The following is a 22,815-nucleotide window of genomic DNA, read 5'->3' on the forward strand; positions in this document are numbered from 1 at the left end:
GGGCGTCTAGATTGCGGCCATGACTTCGGGTCTTCTGAGACGTGCACCGGTTCCGGTGCTGGGGCTGCTGGTGGTGGCCGCGCTCGCCTATGGCGCGTGGAAGGTCAGCTATGCACGGGCCCTCGATGGGCTGGCACAGCGTGGCTGGTCCGATCTGGCGCTGACCACGGACAGGCTCACCGGGCAGCTGCAGCGCTACCAGGACCTCGCCGTGATGCTGGTGACCCATCCCGCGCTGGTGGGGCGGCTCGATGGCTCCGTCCCGCAGGGGGAGGCCGATGCCCTGCTGCTGCGCGCTGCCGACCGGACGGGGGTGATGAACATGGCCTACGTGGATGCCGAAGGCCATGTCCTCGCCGCCGCGCGGCCCGTGCCCGACAGTGCCCTGCCACGCTCGCCCGCGATGCCGGCCTACGTGCGCGCCCTGACCGGCGCGCTGGGCACCGCGCATGGCATCGACCCCTTCCTCGACCGCCGCGCCTATTACTTCGCCGCGCCCAGCTTCGCCGTGGGCGGGGGCGTCACCGGGGCGCTGCTCGTGGCGGTGAACATCGACGCGCTTGAACAGGAATGGCGCGGTGAACGCCCGGCGGTCTTCTTCACCGACACGACGGGCGAGGTCTTCGTCACCAACCGCTCCGAGATCCTGTTCTGGCGCCGTCCCGAAGGCTCGCCGGGCCTCGTGCCCGCCATCGGCCCCGCGCCGCCCTTCCGGGCCGAGATCACCGGGCGCGGCGAAGAGCTCTGGCATACCGATTGGGGCGTCTACCTGCCGCGCACCGGCCTGCATCTTGCCCGCGACCTGCCCAAGATCGGCCTCACCGGCGAGGCGCTGATCGAAACCGCCCCCGTGCGGCGGATCGCGGCGCTTCAGGCGGCGCTGGTGGGTCTTGTCGGCCTCGCCGCGCTGGGCACCTTCCTCTGGGCCTCGCAGCGCCGCCGGGTGCTGGCGCGGGCCAATGCTCTGCTGGAAACCCGGGTCGCGGCGCGCACGGCCGAGCTTTCGGGCACCAACCTGCAGCTGCGCCGCGAGGTGGCCGAACGGCAGGAGGCGGAGGCCGCGCTGAAGAAGGCGCAGGCCGACCTCGTGCAGGCGGGCAAGCTCTCGGCCCTCGGCCAGATGTCCGCGGGCATCAGCCACGAGCTGAACCAGCCCCTGATGGCGATCCGCCAGTTCGCCGAGAACGGCACCCTCCTGATGGAGCGCGGCCGGACCGAGGCCGCCGCGCAGAACCTCTCGCGCATCTCCGAACTGGCCGAGCGCATGGGCCGGATCATCCGCAACCTGCGGGCCTTCGCCAAGCAGGAGAGCAGCCCGGTGCGCCCGATCGACCTGACCCGCGCGGTGGAGACCGCGCTGGAGATGACCGAGGCCCGCCGCGCCCGCGAGGGCGTGACGCTGGACTGGACCGCGCCCGCCGGGCCCGTCATGGCGCTCGGCGGCGAGGTGCGGCTGGGGCAGGTGCTGCTCAACCTGATCACCAATGCGCTCGACGCCATGCACGGCCGCGAGACGCGCCACCTGACCGTGGCAATCGACCGTGGCATCGGCGGGCGGCACCGCATCCGCGTGGCCGATACCGGGCCGGGCATCGCCGCGCCGGAACGCATCTTCGATCCCTTCTACACCACCAAGGAGGTCGCCGCCCCCGAGGCCGACGGCACCGGCGAGGAGGGCATGGGCCTCGGCCTCTCGATCTCCTATGGCCTCGTGCAGAGCTTCGGTGGCCGCATCCGGGGCCGCAACCGGCCCGAGGGCGGGGCCGAGTTCACCGTCGAACTGGACCGCGCCCCGCAGGAGGCCGCCGCATGACCGGCCGCCCTCCGGAACCGGTCCTGCACTGCCGGGGACCCCGCGCCGTCGCACGTAGCGCCACGCGCGTCCGAGCCTCTTCACAGGGGGCCACCCGTCCCCATAGGGCGGCACAGCACGCAGGCCGCCTTCCAGCCACGACCCCCATCCTGCTTTCCGTTTCCCAAATATCCTCGGGGGGAATTGGCCCGTCAGGGCCAAGGGGGGCAGACTGCCCCCAATTCCGCCCCCAATTCCGGCCCCAGTTCCGCCCCCGAACCCGCCCGCCGCAGGCGCTTCCCCAGCTTCTCCCAACCCCGGACCTCCTCCCATGACCACCCGCCGTGTCCTCGTCGTGGACGATGACATCGCCGTGCGCGATGCCCTTGCCCAGACCCTTGACCTTGCCGACCTGCTGCCCACCAAGGCGGGGTCCTTCATCGAGGCCAAGGACCATATCTCGCGCGACTTCGAAGGCGTCATCCTCTCGGACATCCGGATGCCCGGGCGTGACGGCTTCCACCTGCTGGCCCACACCCAGGGGCTCGACGCGGAGCTGCCGGTGATCCTGCTGACCGGGGAGGGCGACATTCCCATGGCGGTTTCGGCCATGGACAGGGGCGCCTTCGGCTTCCTCGAGAAACCCTGCGGCCCGGGGGAGCTGCTGCCGGTGATCGAACGGGCGCTCAAGACCCGCGAACTGGTGCTGGAAAACCGCCGCCTCAAGGCCCAGCTGGAGGCCGGCGATCCCGCGGCGCGGCTGATCTTCGGCTCCTCGGCGCTCTCGGAGGCGCTGCGCGATCAGGCCCGCCTCGCGGCACAGGCCCGGACCGAGGTGCTGATCGACGGCGCGCCGGGCTCCGGCATCTCGAAGGTGGCCGAGGTGATCCACATGATGTCGCCTGCCGCCAAGCGCCCGTTCCTGAAACGCGCCGCCGCCGGGATGACCCGCGAGGGCTTCGACACGGCCTGCGAGGAGGCGGCCTCGGGCACGCTCTTCCTGAACGAGATCGGCGCGCTCTCCACCGACATGCAGTTCGCCCTGACCGAGCGGCTGGAGCAGGGGCTGCCGGCGCGGCTCTTCGGCGGCACCTCGGAGGACCTCGCCGCGCATGTCGCGGAGGGGCGCTTCAGCCCCGATCTCTATTACCGGCTCGACGTGATGCGGGTGCGCATCCCCGCGCTCTCGGAGCGGCCCGAGGACATCCCGGTGATGTTCCGCCAGTATGTCGCCCAGGCAGCGGAGCAGGCGGGCCTTCAGCCGCCGGAGGTGGGCGCGGAGGTGCTGGCCGGGCTGATGGCGCGGGACTGGCCCGGCAATGCGCGGGCGCTGATGTCGGCGGCGATGCGCTTCGTGCTGGGAATGCCGGACGAGATGCAGGCGGACCGCTCCGACCTCGGCCTCGCGGAGCAGATGGCGCAGGTCGAACGCTCGCTTCTGGCGGCGGCGCTGAAACGGCACGAGGGCCATGCCTCCGCCGCCGCTCAGGCGCTGAAGCTTCCGCGCAAGACCTTCTACGACAAGCTGGCCCGCTACGGGCTGAAGCCCGAGGATTTCCGGTAGTCGGCGCAGTGGGGGGCCCGATCCTTCCATGGTCCGGCGATCAGGTGGTCGGGCCGGGAGGGCGCGCGCTTGAGGGGCGGTGTCCCCGCGACGAGCGGGTCGCGCCTGCGACAGGCGGGTCGCGCTTGCGGCGGGCGGGGTGCGCCTGCGGCGGGCAGGGAGGGGGCTGTCTGCCCCCCTTGGCCCCGTGCCGGGGCCAATTCCCCCCGAGAGTATTTTCGGAAAGATGAAGGCTGGATCAACGGCTTGCGGGGGGGGGGCGCAAGAATCGGGACGATTCGGAGTGGGAGGCGCTACGAATCAATCTCGCAGATGTGTGCGGAAATCCGCACATTTTGCGGGTCGGTCTGTGTGGTATTTCGCACATTGCTGCCATGCAGCATGCGCAACGCGGATCCGCGATAAATGCAAGTCTTTGAATCGCAATGGATAAAGTGAATTTCTCACGGCAGGCGCACAACCGCTTGAGCGGACCCGGCGCAGGTCGGAATTTGCCGACACCGGGGCCACGGCCCCACGGCACACTCACTTGATCTTCATCCGGGAGGAGACCCCATGAAATTCCTGACCACTGCCGCCACGGCTCTGGCCCTGTCCGTGACCGCCGCCTACGCCGATACCGCGGGCTGCGACTCCGGCGAGATCGTCATCAAGTTCAGCCACGTCACCAACACCGACAAGCACCCCAAGGGCATCGCGGCAGAGCTGCTGAAGACCCGCGTCAACGAAGAGATGGACGGCAAGGCGTGCATGGAAGTGTACCCGAACTCCACCCTCTACGATGACGACAAGCTGCTGGAAGCCATGCTGCAGGGCGATGTCCAGCTGGGCGCCCCCTCGCTGTCGAAATTCGAGACCTTCACCAAGGTCTTCCGCATCTTCGACCTGCCGTTCATGTTCAAGAACATGGAAGCCGTGGACGCGTTCCAGAACTCGGACAACGGTCAGGACATGATGTCCTCGATGGAGCGCCGCGGTCTCGCGGGCCTCGCCTTCTGGCACAACGGCCTCAAGCAGTTCTCGGCCAACAAGCCGCTGATCATGCCGGAAGACGCCAAGGGCCTGAAGTTCCGTGTGCAGCCTTCCGACGTGCTGGTCGCCCAGATGGAAGCCATCGGCGCCTCGCCGCAGAAAATGGCCTTCTCGGAAGTCTACGGCGCGCTGCAGCAGGGCGTTGTGGACGGTCAGGAAAACACTTGGTCGAACGTTCTGGGCCAGAAGTACTACGAGGTGCAGGACGGCATCACCGAGACCAACCACGGTGTGCTCGACTACATGGTCGTGGCTTCGGTCGACTGGCTCGACAGCCTCGAGGAAGGCACCCGCGACCAGTTCCTGACGATCCTCGACGAGGTGACCAAGGAGCGCAACGCGGCCATCGCCGAGGTTGACGCCGCCGCCCGTCAGGGCGTGCTGGACGCCGGCGGCACCATCCGCGAACTGACGCCCGAGCAGCGCGCTGCATGGGTCGAGGCGATGAAGCCGGTCTGGACGCAGTTCACCGGCGACGTGGGCCAGGAGAACATCGACGCGGCCCAGTCGATCAACGCCAACTTCTGATCCGGTCCCTCGGACCGGGGAAGGGCGCGGCGCACCCGCCGCGCCCTTCGTTCATCCCACCAACATCAAGACCAGAGGGGGAAGGGCCATGCATCCCGCACCGGGGGAATCCTTCATCGACCGCATCGAGGAGACGCTGATCGCGCTGATCCTCGGGCTCATGACGCTGATCACGTTCGCCAACGTGGTGGCGCGCTACGTCTTCAACTCGAACATCCTCTGGGGGCTGGAAGCGACCGTCTTCCTCTTCGGCTGGCTGGTCCTTCTGGGGGCCTCCTACGCGGTGAAGAAGAACGCGCACCTCGGCGTCGATGCCATCGTCGACATGTGCCCGCCGCACGTGCGCCGCGTGCTCTCGCTCATCGCCGTGGCGGTCTGCATCGTCTTCTCGCTGCTGCTGCTCAAGGGCGCCTGGGACTACTGGGCCAACTTCGCCAACCTGCCGCAGACCGAGGGCCGCTGGTTCCCGCTCGGCTTCGAGGACAAGTTCCGCGCGAAGAGCTGGTACGAGGTCAACGACATCCCGAACCCCGCCTTCCTGAAGTTCCTCGAGGACGCGATGAACGAGGGCGAGGCCTACGAGAAGCTGCCGCGCTTCATTCCCTACGCGGTGCTGCCCGTCTCCATGGCGCTGCTGCTGTTCCGCTTCATCCAGGTCGCCGTGAAGATCTGGACCGGCAAGATCGACCGCATCGTGGCCAGCCACGAGGTCGAAGACGAAATCGCGGAAGTCCGCGAAAGAAAAGGGGATCTCTGACCCATGTCCGTCGCGCTTCTCTTCGCACTCGTCGTCGGGTTCATGCTGATCGGCGTGCCGATCGCGGTCTCGCTCGGCATGTCCTCGGTGCTCTTCCTGCTCTGGTACAGCGACACCTCGCTGGCCTCGGTGGCGCAGACCCTGATGCAGGCCTTCGTCGGTCACTTCACCCTGCTGGCGATCCCCTTCTTCATCCTCGCGTCCTCCTTCATGTCCACCGGTGGCGTGGCCAAGCGGATCATCCGCTTCTCCATCGCCTGCGTCGGACACATGCGGGGTGGCCTGGCCATCGCGGGCGTCTTTGCCTGCATGATCTTCGCCGCGCTCTCTGGCTCGTCCCCGGCCACCGTGGTCGCCATCGGCTCCATCGTGATCGGCGCCATGACCCAGGCGGGCTATTCCAAGGACTTCGCCGCAGGTGTCATCTGTAACGCGGGCACCCTCGGCATCCTGATCCCGCCGTCCATCGTGATGGTCGTCTATGCCACCGCCGTCGACATCTCCGTCGGCCGCATGTTCCTCGCGGGGGTCTTCCCGGGCCTGCTGGCCGGTCTGATGCTGATGGTCACCATCTACATCATGGCGCGTATCAAGGGCATGCCGAAAGGCGTCTGGCTGGGCTGGGGCGAGGTTGCGGACAGCTTCCGTGACGCCTTCTGGGGCCTCATGCTGATCGTCATCATCATGGTGGGCATCTACGGTATCCCCGGCATCACCGGCGCGATCTTCACGCCGACCGAAGCCGCCGCCGTGGCCTCGATCTATGCCTTCATCGCGGCGAACTTCATCTACCGCGACATGGGCCCGCTGTCGGAGAAGTCGGGCGGCAAGCGCCGTGCCCTGTGGCAGAAGCCGATCGCCCTGGTGACCGCATGGTTCCACCGCGACACGCAGCGGACCCTCTTCGAGGCCGGAAAGCTGACCATCACCCTGATGTTCGTCATCGCCAATGCGCTGATCCTGAAACACGTCCTCACCGACGAGCAGGTGCCCCAGCACGTGGCTGAGGCGATGCTGTCCGCAGGTTTCGGCCCGGTGATGTTCCTCGTGATCGTCAACGTGATCCTGCTGATCGGCGGCCAGTTCATGGAGCCCTCGGGCCTGCTGGTGATCGTCGCGCCGCTGGTGTTCCCGATCGCCATCGAACTGGGGATCGACCCGATCCACCTCGGCATCATCATGGTCGTCAACATGGAGATCGGCATGATCACTCCGCCCGTGGGCCTCAACCTCTTCGTCACCTCCGGTGTCGCGGGGATGCCCATGATGCGGGTCGTGAAGGCGGCGCTGCCCTTCCTCGCGGTGCTCTTCGTCTTCCTGATCATCGTCACCTATGTGCCGATCATCTCGACATGGCTTCCGACCCAGCTGATGGGGCCCGAAACGATCACGAACTGATCGGATCGGATCGCTGGGAAGGAGAAACCGGGGCGTGGGGGCGCCCCGGTTTTTCTTTTGCCTTGTCATGAGGTTGGGCGGCTCCTACGCCGGGATCACCTGACGAGGACAGATCATGAGCTTTTCCAATACCGAGCCCCGCCTGCTGCCCTGCTGGGAAGCGGAGGTGCTGATCTCCAAGACCCGCGTGAACGGGCCCGGCCCGCTTGGCGTGCGCAACGTGGTGCCGATCACGGGGGGCACCTTCAAGGGCGTGCTGGCGCCCGAGAGCGCCGATCCGCGCCCCTTCCAGGGGGTGGTACTGCCCGGCGGCTTCGACCTGCAACGCGAACGCCGCGACGGGGTGAAGGAGTTGGAGGCGATATATCACATGCAGACCGACGACGGCGTGACGATCGAGATCCGCAACCATGCCATGGTGGTGAAGGACGAGACCGGCCAGCCGACCTACCGCCGCTCACACATCCGGGTTGAGGCGCCGGAAGGGCCCTATGCCTGGCTCAACACGCGCTTCTTCCTCGGCACGGTGGAAAGCGCGCGACCCGGCGAGATGGTGATCATCCGGTCCTTCGTCGCGGTCTGATCCGAGGCGGCCAGACATGAAAAAGCCCGGGTCCATCGGCCCGGGCTTTTCCGTTGTCAGGGAGGGCTGGCTCAGGCGCCGAAGAGCGCGAAGAGCACGAAGGTGCCGCCGATCGCCACGCCGGAGATGCCCAGCCAGATGATCAGGTAGCCCATGATGTCCCGGGCCGAGAGGCCGGCCACGCCCAGCAGGGGCAGGGCCCAGAACGGCTGGATCTGGTTGGTCCAGCCATCGCCCCAGGTGAAGGCCATGATGGTCCGCGCCGGGTCCGCGCCGATCTCGTAGGCTGCCTGCATCACGATGGGGCCCTGGATCGCCCACTGACCGCCGCCCGAAGGGATGAAGAAGTTCACGATCCCCGCCGAGAGGAAGGTCACCACCGGGAAGGTGGCGGGCGTGGAGATCGAGATCATCATGTTCGAGAACTCGGTCACGAGGCCGGAGTTGGTCATCATCCCGGCGATCCCGGCATAGAGCGGGAACTGGATGATGATGCCCCGTGCAGCCCCCACGGCCTTTTCGGCGGCGTGGAGATAGGCGGCAGAGCTCTTGTGCATCAGCAGGCCCAGCGACAGGAAGATCAGGATGATCGTGTTCAGGTTCACGCTGAAGGTGCCTGCCACGATCTTGCCGATGATGAAGGCCGCCGCCAGCAGGCCGAGGAAGAGCGTCGGCAGGCGGCTGTGTTCCAGCCGGTCGGAGGGCGACATGTCGGCGCGGTCCATCTCGGGCGCCTTGTCGTCGTCGTCGGTATCGGTCAGGACCTCGATCTTCGCGGGCTGTTTCTGGAACATGAAGAAGATCACCAGCAGCGCCAGCAGCGCAAGCGTCAGCAGGATGTTCCACCACGAGTAGAGCGTCTGGGTCACCGGCACGATGCCGATCTGCGCCTCGAGGAAGTGGCCCGGGGTCGCGATGACCAGCGGGATCGAGGAGGAGGGGCCACGCACCAGCTCACCGCCGTAGGCCGCGGCCACGATCAGCGGGAAGTGGATGTGCACCCGGCGGCCCATTTCGCGGGCCAGGATGGCGCCGGCGACCATGCCGAAGCCCCAGTTCAGGTAGTAGCAGACGAAGCTGGTGACGATGGTGATCGCCATCGCCTGTTTCGGCGTCGAGGCCAGCCCGGTCAGACCGGTCAGCATCGACTGGACGAAGGGCGTCATGGCCAGAACGTAGCCGGTCAGCAGGACCAGCGTCATCTGCATGCCGAAGTTGAACAGCTTGGCGAACCCGTCGCCCCAGAACCCGGCCATCGCCATGGGGCCTTCGCCGCCCACGACCATGCCCAGGACGAAAACGATCACGGTCAGCAGCAGCGCCAGGACGAAGGCGCTCGGCAGCCAGCGCTGTACGACGCGGACCGAGAAGTTGGTGATTGCTTCCATGCGTATCTCCTCAATAATTGTCAGTGACAATTTCCTGCGGAGCGCTTTGAGCGCGAATTGTACGGAGTACAAGGGTATACCGCGCCGGGAACGGGCGGTTAACGGTAACTTTCTCGCAATTTCCACTGTGACGTCGCGTCGTTTGCGCGCGGACGGCCAGTTTTCGCGGTAGGTCTGGCGTCCGGCCCTTGGTTTCAAGGCCTGATGCCCATGAGGGGCGCGGCTTTGCCGCAGGCTTGGGCACAGGCTTGGGCACTGCGGCCTTGGGCCGGCCGGGCGGGGGCGTCGAGGCTTCCCTCGCGGTCCTGCGCTCGCTAGCACCGGGGCAGACAACAGGAGTACCCCATGGACCCGATCACCTATTTCCCTCCGCCCGAAGGCCTGCCCGGTGTGCCGCCGCTGGTCTATGCCACGGCGCATCGCGGTATCCTTTATGTCTCGGGCCTGCCGGGGCACGACGACAAGGGCGGCTACCCGGAGGATTTCGCGGGGCAGATCCGAAATGTTTTCAAGAACCTGCGCGCCGTTCTTGATCGTGCGGGATCGACCATGGCGGATATCATCGAAGTCTCTGTCCTGCTGACCGACATCGGCGACGTGGGCGAGATGAACACGATCTACCGCGAAGAATTCGGCGATGGCCCCTATCCGGCGCGGATCACCTCTGCCGTGGTGGCGCTGCCCGACCCGCGGATGAAGATCGAGATCCGCTGCACCGCGCGCTGTCCCGAGTGAGGCCTGCGGGCCGGGGCCTCGCGGTTCCGACCCCGCGCGCTTCGTTTGCGCCCAGACATGCAAAAAGGCCCCGTGAACCACGGGGCCTTGCTTGGTCCGGCCGGTGATCCGGCGCGCGCTCAGTAGCGCCAGTTCGCGGGATCGGACAGTTTCGCGCCGACGACCTTGCCGGCGGTCTCGATCATCTTGGCGCCCTTGTCGGCGGAGGCGAGATCGGGCCGGCCATAGGCACCGGACTCCGTCATCGCGCTGAACGGCCGCCAGAGGTGCAGCCCCTGCGGCGGCACCGTTGCGGGGACGTCGGCGTCGGCAAGCTTCTCCATCGCCACGGTTTCGGGCTTCAGGTGCAGGATCATCGAGGTCTCAGCCTCGCAGGCATGGTGCAGCATCTTCTGCCCTTCAAGGAGCGGGCTCAGCTCTGCCATGGCGGTCTCCCAGTAGGTCGAATAGGCCACGTTCATGGTCAGGTCGCGGGTCAGCTTGTCGGCGATGACGGGCAGGGCGTTGCGGTTGCCGCCGTGGCTGTTGAGCAGCAGCAGGCGTTTCACCTTTTGCCGGTCGAGCGCCTTGGCAATGCCGGTGATCAGCGCGTCCAGCGTCGCCATGTCCAGCGTCAGCGTGCCGGGCCGGTCCATGTGGTGCTCGGCCAGCGAGATCCAGACCGGGGGCAGCACCCGCACCGGGATCGTCGCCTGCGCCGCCGCCTCCAGCGCCACTGCTTCGGCGAGGTGGATATCGGTGCCCACGGGCATGTGGCGGCCGTGCTGCTCGGTCGAGCCGACGGGCAGGATCACCACCATGTCCTCGGGCGGGGCGAGGTCGGGAGAGCGGTAGTCGATCCAGCGGTAGGAAGGGGCGGTCATGTGTGGGGTCCGTTTCATCTGATCTGTCTGGGCGCAGGCTCGGCCCGGGGGGCCGCAAGGGCAAGGGGCGGGGTGTGAAATTTACGGCGTAGAGGGGGTGGGCAGGGGGTGTGCCGGAGCAACTGCCTGTCGCTTTGGCAGGGCGCACGCGGGCGGGCCCTTTGCGGGCGCGGCGCGTGCTGCTAGCAGGGACTGACCGAGGTGACTGCGGAAGAAACTGCGAGAGAGACCGACATGCCCAAGCTCAGCGCCGACACCCCCTACCTGCATCCCGAGACCGAGATCGAGGACAGCCAGCTTGGCGCCTGGACCGAGGTCGGCCGGGGCACGCGGTTCAACAATGTCCAGCTCGGGGATTATTCCTACTGCGACCGCTTCTGCGACTTTGCAAACACCCGCGTGGGGAAGTTTGCAAATATCGCCAGCTTCGTGCGGGTGGGCGCCACGGATCACCCGCTGGAGGGCGCCTCGCTGCACCATTTCCTCTATCGGTCCGCCGATTACTGGGAGGGAACCCCGCGCGATGATGCCTTCTTTGCCCGTCGCCGCGCCCGGATCACCGAGATCGGCCATGACACATGGCTGGGCCACAACGCGCAGGTGAAGCCCGGCATCCGGGTCGGCCATGGCGCGGTCGTGGCCTCCGGCGCGATCGTCACCAAGGACGTGGGCGACTACGAGATCGTGGCCGGCACGCCCGCGAAACCCATCCGCCTGCGCCAGCCGCGCGAGATCGCGGACCGGCTCATCGCGCTTGGCTGGTGGGACTGGGACCACGCACGCCTGGGGGCGGCGCTGGAGGACTTCCGCGCCCTGAAGGCCGAGGCGTTCCTGGAGAAATACGGCGGCTGAGGCGCCCTGCGTTTTCTTCGAAGAAAACGGTCCGGAAAATGTGCATTTTCCGGGTTGGATCGAGGGGGCATGGCCCGTGGGGGGCACTGCATTTGCCGGAGGGCGGGGTGCGCCGGAGAGTGGGGCCAAAATTCTTCGAAGAATTTTGCCAAGAGTTTTCGAAAATTCTTGGGCGCTTTGGGGGGAGGGTGTCGTGATCCTATAGGGGAGGGGGCTGTCTGCCCCCCGCCGCTGGCGCGGCCCCCCCCGAGGATATTTTTGAGCGAAAGATGTTCAGATGCCGAGGCGGTCGCGGAGGGAGAACCATGTCATCGCGAGGATGAGGAGCGGGTGGCGCATCGCGGGGCCGCCGGGGAAGCGGGGCGTGGGCAGGCGGGACATGGCGTCGAAGCCTTCGGCCTCGCCCTGGATCGCCTTCGCGGCGAGGAGGCCGGAGTGGACCGCCGTGCCCACGCCGTGGCCGGAGTAGCCGGAAGCGGTGAGGATGTTGGGCGCGAGGCGGGCGAGGTGGGGCAGCCGCTTCATGGTGATCGCCAGCGTACCGCCCCATGCGTGGGTGATCTTCACGTCCCGGAGGTGCGGGAAGATCTCCAGCATGGGTTTGCGGACCTTGGCGGCGATGTCCGCGGGGAAGCGGTAGCCGTAGCTTTCGCCGCCGCCGAAGAGCAGGCGGCCGTCCTCGCTGAGGCGGAAATAGTTCACCACGAATTTCGTATCCGCCACGGCGACATCGCGGGTGAGGACCTCTGCCGTGCGGGGGCCGAGCGGTTCTGTCGCCGCGACGAAGTTGTTGATCGGCATTACGCGCGTCGCCACCCGGGGCTCCAGCCCCCCGAGGTAGCCGTTGCAGGCGAGGATCACGTGCTCCGCCGTGACCTTGGCCTGCGCGGTCTGCACCGTGGCGGGGCGGCCCTCGGTCAGGCCGGTGACGCGGGTCTCCTCGTGGATCGTGACGCCTGCGGCTGTGGCGGCCCGGGCAAGGCCGAGGGCGAGGCGGAGCGGATGCAGGTGGCCCGCGCCCATGTCGAGGATACCGCCCTTGTAGGCGGGCGAGGGGCAGAGCGCATGGCAGGCGGCGGCGTCGAGTGTCTCGACCTCGGTGTAGCCATAGCGGTCTTCTAGAAACTCCGCATAATGGTGCAGATGCGCCGTCTCGCTGTCCGAGAAGCCGGTCCAGGCCACGCCGGGGCGATAGGCGGCGTCGATGCTATGGCGCGTCATGAGGGAGCGGACGAGGTCCTTGGCCTCTTCGCCGAGGCGCCAGTAGAGCGCGGCATCGTCGCGCCCCAGCATCTTTTCCAGCACCTCCTGATCCTGCCGCTGGCCGGAGCCGAGCTGCCCTCCGTTTCGCCCCGAGGCCCCGAAGCCCACGCGCTGCGCCTCCAGCAGGACGACCTTCAGCCCGGCCTCCGCCAGGTGCAGCGCGGCGGAGAGCCCGGTGAAGCCCGCGCCGATGATGCAGACATCCGCCGTCACCTCGCCCCGCAGAGGAGGCAGGGGCGGCAGCGGGTCCACCGTGGCGGCGTACCAGCTGCCGGGATAGGCGCCGGGACGGTCGTTGGCGTCGAGCAGGTTCATCAGACGTTCATCAGCAGGTGTTCGCGTTCCCACGGGCTGATCACGCCGAGGAATTCCTCGTATTCGGTGCGTTTCACGACGGAATAGACGCGGCAGAACTCCTCCCCCAGCACCTTGGCGAGGGCGTTGTTCTCGTCGAAGACGTCGAGCGCCTCGCCGAGGGTGCGGGGGAAGTCGCCCTCGCCCTCGTAGGCATCGCCGCGGAATTGCTTCTCGGCCCGTTCCTCGTTCATCAGCCCGAGGTAGCCCGCCGCGAGCGAGGCCGCGATGCCGAGGTAGGGGTTGCAGTCCATGCCGGCCACCCGGTTCTCGACCCGGCGCGCGGCGGGATCGGAGATCGGCACGCGGATGCCCGTGGTGCGGTTGTCGCGGCCCCATTCAAGGTTGATCGGGGCGGCGTGGTCCTTCACGTAGCGGCGGTAGGAGTTCACGTAGGGCGCCAGCAGCGGGATCGCCGCGGGCAGGTGTTCCTGAAGCCCGCCGATGAAGTAATAGAAGGCATCGGTCTCGCCGCCCTGCGGACCGGTGAAGATGTTCTTGCCGGTCTCGATGTCCATCACCGAGTGGTGGATGTGCATGGCGGAGCCGGGCTCGTCCTTGATCGGCTTGGCCATGAAGGTCGCAAAGCAGTCGTGGCGCAGCGCGGCCTCGCGGATCAGGCGCTTGAAGTAGAAGACCTCGTCCGCCAGCTTGACCGGGTTGCCGTGGCGCAGGTTGATCTCCAGCTGGCCGGCGCCGCCTTCCTGGGTGATGCCGTCGATCTCGAAGCCCTGGGCCTCGGCGAAGTCGTAGATGTCGTCGATCACCGGGCCGAATTCATCGACGGCGGTCATGGAGTAGGCCTGCCGCGCGGCGGCGGGACGGCCCGAGCGGCCCATCATCGGCTCGATCGGCTTGGCCGGGTCGAGGTTGCGGGCCACGAGGTAGAACTCCATCTCGGGGGCGACGACCGGTTTCCAGCCCTGGTCCTCGTAGAGCTTGCAGACCCGTTTCAGCACGTTGCGCGGCGCATAGGGGATCGGGTTTCCCTTGCGGTCGAAGGCATCGTGGATCACCTGCAGCGTCCAGTCGCCGGTCCAGGGCGCGGCGGTGGCGGTCGACATGTCGGGCTTGAGGGTCATGTCGGGTTCGACGAAGCCCTCTTCGCCCGCCGCATCGGACCAGTCGCCGGTGATCGTCTGGAAGAAGATCGAATTGGGCAGGTGGAAGTACTTCTGCCGGGCGAATTTCGAGGCCGGCACGGCCTTGCCGCGGGCGATGCCGGGCAGGTCGGAGATGATGCACTCCACCTCGTCGAGGCGGCGCCCCACGAGGTAGTCGCGCGCGGGCGCGGGCAGGTCCGCCGTCCAGTCCGCCTGTTCGACGGGGGGCGCCACGGGGGTGCTGCGTTCGGCCTCGGCGATCTTCTGGGCCTTGGGGGTGGGGGTCTTCATGCCTTTTCTCCCTTCAGGACGCCGGCCATGCGGTCGGCCATGTTGGTGCGCGCCAGCGGCGCGTCGAGCTGTGCCACGGCGGCGTCGAGCAGCGGATCGGGGACATTGCCCCGGCCCCGGGTGCGGATCAGCCCGTCGATGACATCGGCGCCGAACTCGGGGTGCGGCTGCACGGTGTAGATGTGATCGCCGTAGGCCAGGGCCGCGTATTTGCAGAAATCGGTGGAGCCGATGACGCGGGCGTCGGTTGGCAGTTCTGTCACCTGGTCCTGGTGCCAGGCGTTGAGCGGGAACTCCTCGCCCTCGATGGTATAGACCTGACGGCCCACGGACCAGCCGCCGGTAAATTTCTCGACCTTGCCGCCGAGGGCCTGGGCGATGATCTGGTGGCCGAAGCAGATGCCGACGAGGGGGCGGCCCTCGGCGTGGATCGCGCGGATCATCTCTTCCAGCGGCGGGATCCAGGCGTGGTCCTCGTAGGCGCCGTGACGCGAGCCGGTGATGAGCCAGCCGTCGCAGGCCCCCGGGGGCGGCACATCGGCGCCGTCGACGATGGGGAAGACCTCGAATTCGAAGCCCTTGTCGCCGAGGAGGGTCAGGAACAGCTGGTCATAGTCTTCCAGCTCACCCCGAAGTGCATCGGGGATGTGGCCGCATTGCAGAATGCCGATTTTCATGGGTCACCAATTGGGTTGATGGGGGCAGACTACGAGAGGGCCGGGTCTGCCACAAGGGGGCGCCGGGGCGGTGCGGGGCTGCAAAGAGGCAGACCCGCGCCTGCGCCTCAGACGGTTTCGAGATAGACCTGCCACCAGTCTTCATGGGGCATCTCTGCGAGGCGTCGCTGCTCCTGCCGCTTGGTCATGACGAGGTTTCGGATCAGCATTTCGGGGAAGATGCGCGCGATCAGGGGATCGGTCTCGAAGGCATCGATGGCCGAGGCCCAGTCCGGCGCGAGGCCCGGCAGCTCAAGGTCATAGGCGCTGCCCGAGATCGGCGGCGGCGGGTTTTCCCCGTCCTCGATCCCCGCCAGTGCCGCGCCGAGGATCACGGCCAGCATCAGGTAGGGGTTGATGTCGCCGCAGGGCACGCGGTGTTCGATCCGGCGCGCCTTGGTGGGGCCGCCCGGAATGCGGATCGCGGCGGTGCGGTTCTCGTAGGCCCAGCAGGCCCCGGTGGGGGCATGGGCGCCGGGTTCGAACCGGTCATAGGAGGACCCGTGCGGTGCGAAGATCAGGGTCGAGGGATGCATCCCCTTCAGGCAGCCCTGCACCGCGTGCCGCAGCAGGTCGGTGCCCTCGGGGCCGCCGTTGTCGAAGATGTTGTTGCCCGCCTTGTCCAGCACCGAGAAATGCACGTGCATCCCGTTGCCCGCGTCGCCTTCGAAGGGTTTCGCCATGAAGGTCGCGGCCATGCCGTGCTTGCGCGCCATGCCCCGTACCAGCGTCTTGAAGAGCCACGCGTCATCGGCGGCGGCGAGCGCCGAGCGGTGGGTCAGGTTGATCTCGAACTGGCCAAGGCCGGATTCCGAGATCGCGGATTCCGCGGGAATGTCCATCGCCTCGCAGGCCTCGTAGAGGTCCGTCAGGTAGGCGTCAAAGGCATCCAGCTGCCGGATCGAGAGGATGGCATTGCCCCAGAGCGGCCGGCCGGTCAGCGGGTTGGTCGGCGGCAGCAGGCTGTCCTGCGTGTCGTTGACGAGGTAGAATTCCATCTCGACGGCGGCCTGCACCTCCCAGCCGCGGGCGGCGTAGCGCTCCAGCACGCGGGCGAGCGCATGGCGCGGGTCACCCTCGAAGGGCTCTCCGCTCTCGTGGAACATCCACATCGGCACGAGGGCCGAGGGCGAGTTCAGCCAGGGCATCGGCACCGGGCCGTGGTCGGTGGGATAGAGGATGCCGTCGGCATCGCCGCTTTCGAAGACCAGCGGGCTGTCCTCGATATCCGCGCCCCAGACATCGACGTTGAGCACCGACAGCGGCATCCGCACGGTGCCGTCCTTCAGCTTGTCATATTGTCCGTGGGGCACGCGCTTGCCGCGCATCTGGCCGTTCAGGTCGGCGGCGGCCACGCGAAACGTTCTGAAGCCTTCGAAGTCGATCATGGTTTTCTCATCTGGCAATCGGGCCGAAGCCCTGCTTTCAGGCACAAGGGGTCACTGCCCGTCCGGCCCGCCTGTGAGAGAACATGCGATCGGAAGGGCCTCAGAAGCCCTGGCCGCCGGCCCCCGGGGTCCGGCCCTGCCATTGGCCCATGCGGCGGCGCCACCAGACGCAGCCGACCGCGGCCATTACCTTGGGATCGAAACGCATGGGGTCACCTTACCAGCATCATCCGCGGGCGTAACCCCTTGCGGGAGGATTGCGGCAGATGCCGGTTCAGCCGCCTGTTGATCAGGCCGAAGCCCCCGATGATCGCCAGCGTCAGCATCATGAAATAGAAGGCGAGGATCGGGTAGGGGATGAAGGGGTTGAAGGTCTTGTCCGCGAAATAGCTCGCGTAGTAGAGCGCATCGCCCTTCTGCTGCCACGCCGGGAAGGAGCTGAAGTAGACCAGCGTCGTGGCGTGGAAGAGGAAGATCGCCTCGTTCGTGTAGGCGGGCCAGGCGAGGCGCAGCATGGTGGGCCAGGTGATCTTGCGGAACTTCTTCCAGCCCGAGAAGCCGTAGGCATCCGCTGCCTCCAGATCGCCCTTGGGGACCGAGCGCAGCGCGCCATAGAAGATCTCGCCGCCATAGGCGGAGGTGTTCAGGAACAGCACGATCAGCGCGCCCGCCCAGGCCCGAGTCAGCCAGCGGGTCGCCATGTTGATCTCGACAAAGATCAGGTTCAGCTCGATCCCCGCCTTGGGCAGCAGGGTCAGCGCCTCGTAGAAGAGGAAGAACTGGATGAAGAGCGGGCTGCCGCGGAACACGAAGACGAACCACTCTGCCGGCTTGCGCAGGAAGGGCGAGGGCGCGGTGCGGGCAAGTGCCACCCCGGTCGACAGGAAGAAGCCGAGCGCGAGGGCGAAGACCGCGAAATAGATGTTCCAGATCAGGCCGGAGCCGATCAGCGTGAACTGCTGGCACAGGGTGAAATCCGAACGCGGCAGCAGGCGCTCGCCGATCCCGATGGAGCGCAGGGCATAATCCTGAAGGGTCTGGACGCAGCTCATGCGGTGGCCTTCCTCTGTTCTTCACCGGCCATGGTGGCCTGTCCGCGCGACAGGCGGCGGTTGAGCCGCGACAGCCCGATCTCCGAGACCTTGGTCAGCCCGAGGTAGAAGACCAGCAGCGCGAGGAAGTAGTAGAGACGCCAGTCGGGGTGGGGGTAGGCATAGGCGCTGGTCTTCGAACCGCCCAACTCCCGCGCCCAGTAGACGATGTCCTGAACCCCCAGCAGGAACAGCAGCGGCGTCGCCTTGATCAGCACCATCCACAGGTTCGACAGGCCGGGCAGCGCATAGACCCACATCTGCGGGATCAGGATGCGCCGGGTGATCTGGCCGCGGCTCATGCCATAGGCCTCGGCGGTTTCCAGCTGTGCCTTGGGCACCGCGTTCATCGCGCCCGACAGGACATGGGCCGCGAAGGCCCCGAAAACGAAGGCGAAGGCCGCCACGGCGAGGATGATGCCATAGGTCTCATGCTGCCATTGCGGGGCCGAGCCGAGCGGCAGCTTGGCCTGCGCGCAGACCACGAAATCGTTGCCCTGCCGGATCGGCTGATCCCAGTCGGGGCATTTCACCTTGTGCCGCATCCATTCCAGCCCCTGATCGAGGGCGAGCGGCACGAAGAGGAAGAAGGCGATGTCCGGCACGCCGCGCACCATCGCGGCATAGCCCTTGCCGATCCAGCGCAGCGGCGCCACGTGCGAGCGTGCGGCAAGCGCGCCGCCAAAGCCGAAGGCCATGGCGCAGGGCACGGTGATCAGCATCAGCCCGATGACCACGAGGAAGCTCTCGTAGAACATCATGTGCTTGGCCGTGGTCAGGTAGCAGCTGACCCAGCGGACCCCTTCAAGCGTGTCGGGATTGGCGCAGTATTCGAACATCGGTGTGAAATCCGGGTTGGGTCCGGAGGGAGCGGCCGCGCACGGGCGCGGCCACCCCGATCAGGAAAGCGGAAGAACCGCCGGGATCACTCGTAGGTCAGGGCGTCTTCGCCGAACCACTTGGTGATCATCGCGTTGAGCGTGCCGTCTTCCTTCATGGAGCCGATGGCCGCGTCGAGCTTCTCTTTCAGCTCGGTGTCGCTTTCGCGCAGGCCCGCGCCGACGCCACCGCCGAGCGGCACGTCATCACCCACGAAGCTCAGCTCGCCGCCGGATTCCGCCACGATCGGCACGAGGAAGTCCTTGTCGGCCAGCACCGCGTCGGCCTCGCCGTTGCGCACGGCGGCGACGGTTTCGTCGGGGGTCGCGAATTCCAGCAGGGTCGCGCCGGTCTCGGCCACGTGGGCGGCCTGGATGGTGGCGGTCTGGGCGGCGATCACGCCGCCGGTGATGTCCACGTCATCGGACAGGCCGACGTAGGAGGAGGAGGAGGGCGGGGTGTAGTTCTGGGTGAAGTCGATGACCTCGTCCCGCTCGGGCGTGATCGACATGCCGGCCATGATCACGTCGTAGTTGCCCGACACGAGGTTCGGAATGATCGAATCCCAGTCGTTGGTCACCCACTCGCAGGTCAGCTCGGCGCGCTTGCACAGCTCGTCGCCCAGTTCCCGCTCGAAGCCGTCGACCTCGCCCGCGTCGTTGATCAGGTTGTACGGAGGGTAGGCGCCCTCGGTCCCCAGACGCACGGTCTGAGCCATGCCCATGCCGGCGGTCAGCGCCAGAATGGCCGTGGCTTGGATCAGCGTTTTCATGAAAGTTCTCCCGTTTGTGTTGGACTTGGGTCCGATTGCCTCAGGCGCTCTGCGTCGCACTGAGGAATTGCTGCAGGCGGGCCGTCTTGGGCGCGCCGAAGAGGGCGGAGGGCGGGCCCTCCTCCTCGATGCGGCCCTGGTGCAGGAAGACGACGTGGTCCGAGACGTCCGCTGCCAGCCGCATGTCATGGGTGACGAGGATCATCGTCCGGCCCTCGTTGGCCAGGTCCTTGATGACCTTCACCACCTCCTGTTCCAGTTCCGGGTCCAGCGCCGAGGTCGGCTCGTCGAAGAGCAGCGCCTCGGGCTCCATGCAGAGCGCGCGGGCAATCGCCGCCCGCTGCTGCTGGCCGCCGGAAAGCTGCGCGGGCCAGGCGTCGGCCTTGTCGCCGATGCCCACCTTGGCGAGGTAATGGCGCGCCTTCTCCTCCACCTCGGCCCGGTCGCGGCCCTGCACGGTGACGGGGGCCTCCATGACGTTCTGAAGGATCGTCATGTGGGACCAGAGGTTGAATTGCTGGAACACCATGGAAAGGTTTGTCCGGATCCGCAGCACCTGTTTGGCGTCGCCCGGACGGCGGTGCGATCCGGTACCTTTCCAGTGCACGGCCTCGCCCTTGAAGAGGATTTCGCCCTGCTGGCTGTCCTCCAGCAGGTTGGCACAGCGCAGAAGGGTCGACTTGCCGGAACCGGAGGAGCCGATCATGGACACGACATCACCGCGATGCGCGGTGATCGTGACACCCTTGAGCACTTCGAGATCCGCATAGGCTTTGTGCAGATCCCGGATTTCGATCACGGGGGGCTGGTGGCTCACGGGGCCTCTTCTGGTGTCATTGATCCGTTACGCGGCCAGTAGGGCGCGATTCCGGGGTATAATCAACGATGATGTGCCCCATGACGTAGGGAAATGCCCTGAATCCGGGCAGATGACGCCGCGCAAGGCAGCGTCAACCGTGCCTCCCGCGGCGGCACTGTCCGTTTTCTTCGAAGAAAACGGGCCGGAATTTTCAAAAATTCCGGATAATACCAAAAGACCTGCGGATCAGCGCGGCGTCACGCGCAGACGCGCGGCGTTGCTGTCCTGATCCGTGATGCCGAGCAGCGAGGCCACGAGGCGCATCAGCGCGTTCTCTTCCTCGTCCCGCTTGCCGTCGGCCATGACGATCTCCCACATCGCCTCGATCACGCCGATGCGCTCGTCCAGCGGTACGGCGTCCTTGATCGCGCGGGTGAAGCGGACGGTGTCGGGGGCTTCGCCCTCCAGCGTCTCGGCCTCCTCCAGCAGTTGCGCGGCGGCGGCGCTGTCGAGGCCATAGCGGCTCTGGGTGATGCGGAAGATGCGATCCCGCTCGGCCCCGGAATACTCGTTGTCGCTGCGGGCGACGCGGACCAGCAGGGCAATCAGCGCAAGACGGGCCTCCGCCTGCGGCAGGCGGGGCGGCTCGGGCTGGATCAGGCGGGCAAGGAAATCTCCGAACATGACACCGATATAAGCGGGGAGCGGGAGGTCGCCAACACAGAAAGCCCTCGGTGCGCGCGATTACAAGCACTTGTGAGAAACGGCAGTGGGCGACCCCCCCCCCTTCATTTCATGACCAGATGGTCAAAACATGACCTTTCCCGTAATTGCCACATTTTTTCCGAATTATTTCCCAAGTGCCCTGAAAGAAGGACAGCATCTGAGACGTAATTGGTGCAACGGAGTACTGTGAAATGCTCGCGACGATGTCGCTGGTGCAGGACCTCAACGAAGAGGTTGAAGACGCATCCCGGCCGCAGCTTGTGGCCAACCCTGTGAATGAGATGTGCCGGCGCGCCCTGCTGCTGCCCTGGACCGAGGACAACCTGCCCGAGCTGCGCGATATCCTTGCGCATCAGGGGGTGGATCTGGGCACGGCCCTGACCGTGTTCATGAACGGCAACCCATTGAAATATAACGCGACCGCGCGCGAAGGCGTGCCTCAGAAGGACCGCGCCGCCTGCGCGCTTCTGGATGCGATCTGCCAGCGGGTGAACTGTGGCTTCTACCTGCCGGACACCTCGCGCCAGATGCGCGACTGCCGTGGCTTCTGCCAGTGGGTCTCGGGACAGCAGGCCGATGCCCGCAACGGCCGCCGGGGCCGCTGGTGCTTCAACCCGGTCCTCGTGGCACCGATGATCGCGGAATACCGCGCTTCGGGCAAACGCCGCTGCATCGTGCGCGACTCGGGGCTCTTCCGGAAACACGTGCTGCCGCTCTTCGGGGGCTGACCGCCGGGGCCGATCGTCGGGGCCGATGGTCGGTCGGGGCTGACCGCTCCGGTCGATCCGCCCGGCTGGCCCGCCCCCCCACGCGAGATCCCTTTGCAAAAAGGCCCGGCATCTGCCGGGCCCTTCGCCGTTTCACGGTGCGACGCAGCACGCAGAGGCGAAGCCGCCAACCGGTCTCAGTACTTCGACGGCACGTAGAGATCGGGCGGCAGCACGTCGCGCTCGTAGGCCGGGTTAAAGACCCGCTCCGGCAGGGCGATCTCCTCGTGGTCGACCTCGGCGTAGGGGATCAGCGACAGCAGGTGGTCGATGCAGTTCAGCCGGGCGCGCTTCTTGTCGTTGCCGGGCACGATGTACCACGGCGCCTCGGGGATGTTGGTGCGGGCCAGCATCTCTTCCTTCGCCTTGGTGTACTGCTCCCACTTCACGCGGCTCTGCAGGTCCATGGGCGAGAGCTTCCACTGCTTCAGCGGGTCATGGATGCGCATGAGGAAACGCATCTGCTGCTCCTCGTCGGTGATCGAGAACCAGTACTTGATCAGCCGGATGCCGGAGCGTTTCAGCATCCGCTCGAATTCCGGCACGTCGTCGAAGAACTGCGAGACCTGCGTTTCATCGGCAAAGCCCATGACGCGCTCGACCCCGGCGCGGTTGTACCACGAGCGGTCGAAGAGCACGATCTCGCCGCCGGCGGGCAGATGCGGCACGTAGCGCTGGAAGTACCACTGCGATTTCTCGCGCTCGGTCGGGGCGGGCAGGGCGACAGTGCGCACCACGCGCGGGTTCAGACGCTGGGTGATCCGCTTGATCACGCCACCCTTGCCGGCACTGTCCCGGCCCTCGAAGATCACCACGACCTTCTCGTTGTTGGCGATGACCCAGTCCTGCAGCTTGATCAGCTCGGCCTGAAGGTGGAGCAGGGCGCGGAAATACTCCGGTCGCGGGATCGTGGGACCATGGGCCTTGCGATAGATCTCGCGGATTTTCATCGAGAGGACGGCATCCTCCAGCTCGATTTCGTAATCCTCGTCCAGCTCATCCTGCAGTTCGGCTTCCAGCCAGTCCTGGGCGGCATCGAGATCATCAGGGGACATCGGCGGCTCCTTCGCGCAACTATACAGGCCCCACGCCGGAGCGGGGGCCTTCGGAGAGCTTAGACCATGGATTTGTGACAGGGCGATGATGCTGCGGACCGATCCCGCCCGGGCCCGGG

General features: G+C 66.7%; 21 protein-coding genes. 9 read left to right on the forward strand and 12 right to left on the reverse strand.

Annotated features, from left to right (window positions below; genetic code table 11):
* Positions 1-19 precede the first annotated feature (19 nt).
* From ACX9MO_RS16835 to ACX9MO_RS16860, 6 genes are all read left to right on the forward strand, one after another.
* On the forward strand, positions 20-1,813 hold the full coding sequence (locus ACX9MO_RS16835) for a sensor histidine kinase (protein ID WP_462212672.1): 1,794 nt from the start codon (positions 20-22) through the stop codon (positions 1,811-1,813).
* Between the two features lie 310 nt (positions 1,814-2,123).
* Entirely contained in the window at positions 2,124-3,356 is a 1,233-nt protein-coding gene (locus ACX9MO_RS16840; RefSeq protein WP_462212673.1) for a sigma-54-dependent transcriptional regulator, read from the forward strand.
* 555 nt (positions 3,357-3,911) lie between these two features.
* The gene (locus ACX9MO_RS16845; RefSeq protein WP_222489744.1) at positions 3,912-4,916 is read left to right on the forward strand and encodes a DctP family TRAP transporter solute-binding subunit; all 1,005 of its coding nucleotides are present in this window, start codon (positions 3,912-3,914) and stop codon (positions 4,914-4,916) included.
* 88 nt (positions 4,917-5,004) lie between these two features.
* On the forward strand, positions 5,005-5,673 hold the full coding sequence (locus ACX9MO_RS16850) for a TRAP transporter small permease (RefSeq protein ID WP_222489745.1): 669 nt from the start codon (positions 5,005-5,007) through the stop codon (positions 5,671-5,673).
* A 3-nt stretch (positions 5,674-5,676) separates the two neighbouring features.
* Positions 5,677-7,071 (forward strand): TRAP transporter large permease, encoded by a 1,395-nt coding sequence (locus ACX9MO_RS16855; protein WP_462212674.1) that lies wholly within the window; start codon positions 5,677-5,679, stop codon positions 7,069-7,071.
* Positions 7,072-7,186: 115 nt separating this feature from the next.
* Entirely contained in the window at positions 7,187-7,654 is a 468-nt protein-coding gene (locus ACX9MO_RS16860; RefSeq protein WP_462212675.1) for a DUF3237 domain-containing protein, read from the forward strand.
* Between the two features lie 71 nt (positions 7,655-7,725).
* On the opposite strand, the gene ACX9MO_RS16865 is transcribed toward ACX9MO_RS16860, so the two are convergent.
* On the reverse strand, positions 7,726-9,042 hold the full coding sequence (locus ACX9MO_RS16865) for a short-chain fatty acid transporter (RefSeq protein ID WP_462212676.1): 1,317 nt from the start codon (positions 9,040-9,042) through the stop codon (positions 7,726-7,728).
* Positions 9,043-9,387: 345 nt separating this feature from the next.
* On the opposite strand from ACX9MO_RS16865, the gene ACX9MO_RS16870 reads away from it, so the two are divergent.
* Entirely contained in the window at positions 9,388-9,777 is a 390-nt protein-coding gene (locus ACX9MO_RS16870) for a RidA family protein (protein WP_462212677.1), read from the forward strand.
* A gap of 119 nt (positions 9,778-9,896) precedes the next feature.
* Here the strand turns inward: ACX9MO_RS16870 and ACX9MO_RS16875 are convergent, their stop codons facing one another.
* Positions 9,897-10,640, reverse strand: coding sequence for a creatininase family protein (locus ACX9MO_RS16875; protein WP_462212678.1), 744 nt, complete (start codon positions 10,638-10,640; stop codon positions 9,897-9,899).
* A gap of 234 nt (positions 10,641-10,874) precedes the next feature.
* On the opposite strand from ACX9MO_RS16875, the gene ACX9MO_RS16880 reads away from it, so the two are divergent.
* Positions 10,875-11,492 carry an LbetaH domain-containing protein gene (locus ACX9MO_RS16880; protein ID WP_462212679.1) on the forward strand — a complete coding sequence of 206 codons (618 nt, stop codon included), beginning with the start codon at positions 10,875-10,877 and terminating at the stop codon, positions 11,490-11,492.
* 273 nt (positions 11,493-11,765) lie between these two features.
* Here ACX9MO_RS16880 and ACX9MO_RS16885 read toward each other — a convergent pair whose 3' ends face one another.
* The 9 genes from ACX9MO_RS16885 to ACX9MO_RS16925 form a co-directional block, all read right to left on the reverse strand.
* Entirely contained in the window at positions 11,766-13,070 is a 1,305-nt protein-coding gene (locus ACX9MO_RS16885; RefSeq protein WP_462212680.1) for an NAD(P)/FAD-dependent oxidoreductase, read from the reverse strand.
* Positions 13,070-14,503 carry a glutamine synthetase family protein gene (locus ACX9MO_RS16890; RefSeq protein WP_261397841.1) on the reverse strand — a complete coding sequence of 478 codons (1,434 nt, stop codon included), beginning with the start codon at positions 14,501-14,503 and terminating at the stop codon, positions 13,070-13,072. The genes ACX9MO_RS16885 and ACX9MO_RS16890 overlap by 1 nt, the downstream gene beginning before the upstream one ends.
* On the reverse strand, positions 14,500-15,180 hold the full coding sequence (locus ACX9MO_RS16895) for a type 1 glutamine amidotransferase (RefSeq protein ID WP_462212681.1): 681 nt from the start codon (positions 15,178-15,180) through the stop codon (positions 14,500-14,502). The genes ACX9MO_RS16890 and ACX9MO_RS16895 overlap by 4 nt, the downstream gene beginning before the upstream one ends.
* A gap of 107 nt (positions 15,181-15,287) precedes the next feature.
* Positions 15,288-16,604, reverse strand: coding sequence for a glutamine synthetase family protein (locus ACX9MO_RS16900; protein WP_409996968.1), 1,317 nt, complete (start codon positions 16,602-16,604; stop codon positions 15,288-15,290).
* 215 nt (positions 16,605-16,819) lie between these two features.
* On the reverse strand, positions 16,820-17,659 hold the full coding sequence (locus ACX9MO_RS16905; protein WP_462212682.1) for an ABC transporter permease: 840 nt from the start codon (positions 17,657-17,659) through the stop codon (positions 16,820-16,822).
* The gene (locus ACX9MO_RS16910; protein WP_222489756.1) at positions 17,656-18,537 is read right to left on the reverse strand and encodes an ABC transporter permease; all 882 of its coding nucleotides are present in this window, start codon (positions 18,535-18,537) and stop codon (positions 17,656-17,658) included. The genes ACX9MO_RS16905 and ACX9MO_RS16910 overlap by 4 nt, the downstream gene beginning before the upstream one ends.
* Positions 18,538-18,623: 86 nt before the next feature.
* Positions 18,624-19,349, reverse strand: coding sequence for a transporter substrate-binding domain-containing protein (locus tag ACX9MO_RS16915; RefSeq protein WP_222489757.1), 726 nt, complete (start codon positions 19,347-19,349; stop codon positions 18,624-18,626).
* Between the two features lie 40 nt (positions 19,350-19,389).
* A complete protein-coding gene (locus ACX9MO_RS16920) occupies positions 19,390-20,166 on the reverse strand; it encodes an ABC transporter ATP-binding protein (protein WP_222489758.1) in 777 nt (258 codons plus the stop codon).
* A gap of 228 nt (positions 20,167-20,394) precedes the next feature.
* Entirely contained in the window at positions 20,395-20,832 is a 438-nt protein-coding gene (locus ACX9MO_RS16925; RefSeq protein ID WP_222489759.1) for a tellurite resistance TerB family protein, read from the reverse strand.
* Positions 20,833-21,065: 233 nt separating this feature from the next.
* Here ACX9MO_RS16925 and ACX9MO_RS16930 point away from each other — a divergent pair, with 233 nt between their 5' ends.
* Positions 21,066-21,602, forward strand: a complete 537-nt coding sequence (locus ACX9MO_RS16930) for a hypothetical protein (protein ID WP_462212683.1) — start codon at positions 21,066-21,068, stop codon at positions 21,600-21,602.
* 176 nt (positions 21,603-21,778) lie between these two features.
* Here ACX9MO_RS16930 and ppk2 read toward each other — a convergent pair whose 3' ends face one another.
* The gene (ppk2, locus tag ACX9MO_RS16935) at positions 21,779-22,696 is read right to left on the reverse strand and encodes a polyphosphate kinase 2 (RefSeq protein WP_222489761.1); all 918 of its coding nucleotides are present in this window, start codon (positions 22,694-22,696) and stop codon (positions 21,779-21,781) included.
* Between the last annotated feature and the right edge of the window lie 119 nt (positions 22,697-22,815).

This window comes from Pseudooceanicola profundus, from assembly GCF_054919315.1.

Coding starts and splice junctions, on each gene's coding strand:
- ACX9MO_RS16885 (WP_462212680.1), bottom strand. CDS start 13,070: ATGAACCTGCTCGACGCCAACGACCGTCCCGGCGCCTATCCCGGCAGC.
- ACX9MO_RS16855 (WP_462212674.1), top strand. CDS start 5,677: ATGTCCGTCGCGCTTCTCTTCGCACTCGTCGTCGGGTTCATGCTGATC.
- ACX9MO_RS16870 (WP_462212677.1), top strand. CDS start 9,388: ATGGACCCGATCACCTATTTCCCTCCGCCCGAAGGCCTGCCCGGTGTG.
- ACX9MO_RS16860 (WP_462212675.1), top strand. CDS start 7,187: ATGAGCTTTTCCAATACCGAGCCCCGCCTGCTGCCCTGCTGGGAAGCG.
- ACX9MO_RS16890 (WP_261397841.1), bottom strand. CDS start 14,503: ATGAAGACCCCCACCCCCAAGGCCCAGAAGATCGCCGAGGCCGAACGC.
- ACX9MO_RS16910 (WP_222489756.1), bottom strand. CDS start 18,537: ATGTTCGAATACTGCGCCAATCCCGACACGCTTGAAGGGGTCCGCTGG.
- ACX9MO_RS16845 (WP_222489744.1), top strand. CDS start 3,912: ATGAAATTCCTGACCACTGCCGCCACGGCTCTGGCCCTGTCCGTGACC.
- ppk2 (WP_222489761.1), bottom strand. CDS start 22,696: ATGTCCCCTGATGATCTCGATGCCGCCCAGGACTGGCTGGAAGCCGAA.
- ACX9MO_RS16865 (WP_462212676.1), bottom strand. CDS start 9,042: ATGGAAGCAATCACCAACTTCTCGGTCCGCGTCGTACAGCGCTGGCTG.
- ACX9MO_RS16840 (WP_462212673.1), top strand. CDS start 2,124: ATGACCACCCGCCGTGTCCTCGTCGTGGACGATGACATCGCCGTGCGC.
- ACX9MO_RS16835 (WP_462212672.1), top strand. CDS start 20: ATGACTTCGGGTCTTCTGAGACGTGCACCGGTTCCGGTGCTGGGGCTG.
- ACX9MO_RS16875 (WP_462212678.1), bottom strand. CDS start 10,640: ATGACCGCCCCTTCCTACCGCTGGATCGACTACCGCTCTCCCGACCTC.
- ACX9MO_RS16850 (WP_222489745.1), top strand. CDS start 5,005: ATGCATCCCGCACCGGGGGAATCCTTCATCGACCGCATCGAGGAGACG.
- ACX9MO_RS16930 (WP_462212683.1), top strand. CDS start 21,066: ATGCTCGCGACGATGTCGCTGGTGCAGGACCTCAACGAAGAGGTTGAA.
- ACX9MO_RS16915 (WP_222489757.1), bottom strand. CDS start 19,349: ATGAAAACGCTGATCCAAGCCACGGCCATTCTGGCGCTGACCGCCGGC.
- ACX9MO_RS16895 (WP_462212681.1), bottom strand. CDS start 15,180: ATGAAAATCGGCATTCTGCAATGCGGCCACATCCCCGATGCACTTCGG.
- ACX9MO_RS16880 (WP_462212679.1), top strand. CDS start 10,875: ATGCCCAAGCTCAGCGCCGACACCCCCTACCTGCATCCCGAGACCGAG.
- ACX9MO_RS16905 (WP_462212682.1), bottom strand. CDS start 17,659: ATGAGCTGCGTCCAGACCCTTCAGGATTATGCCCTGCGCTCCATCGGG.
- ACX9MO_RS16925 (WP_222489759.1), bottom strand. CDS start 20,832: ATGTTCGGAGATTTCCTTGCCCGCCTGATCCAGCCCGAGCCGCCCCGC.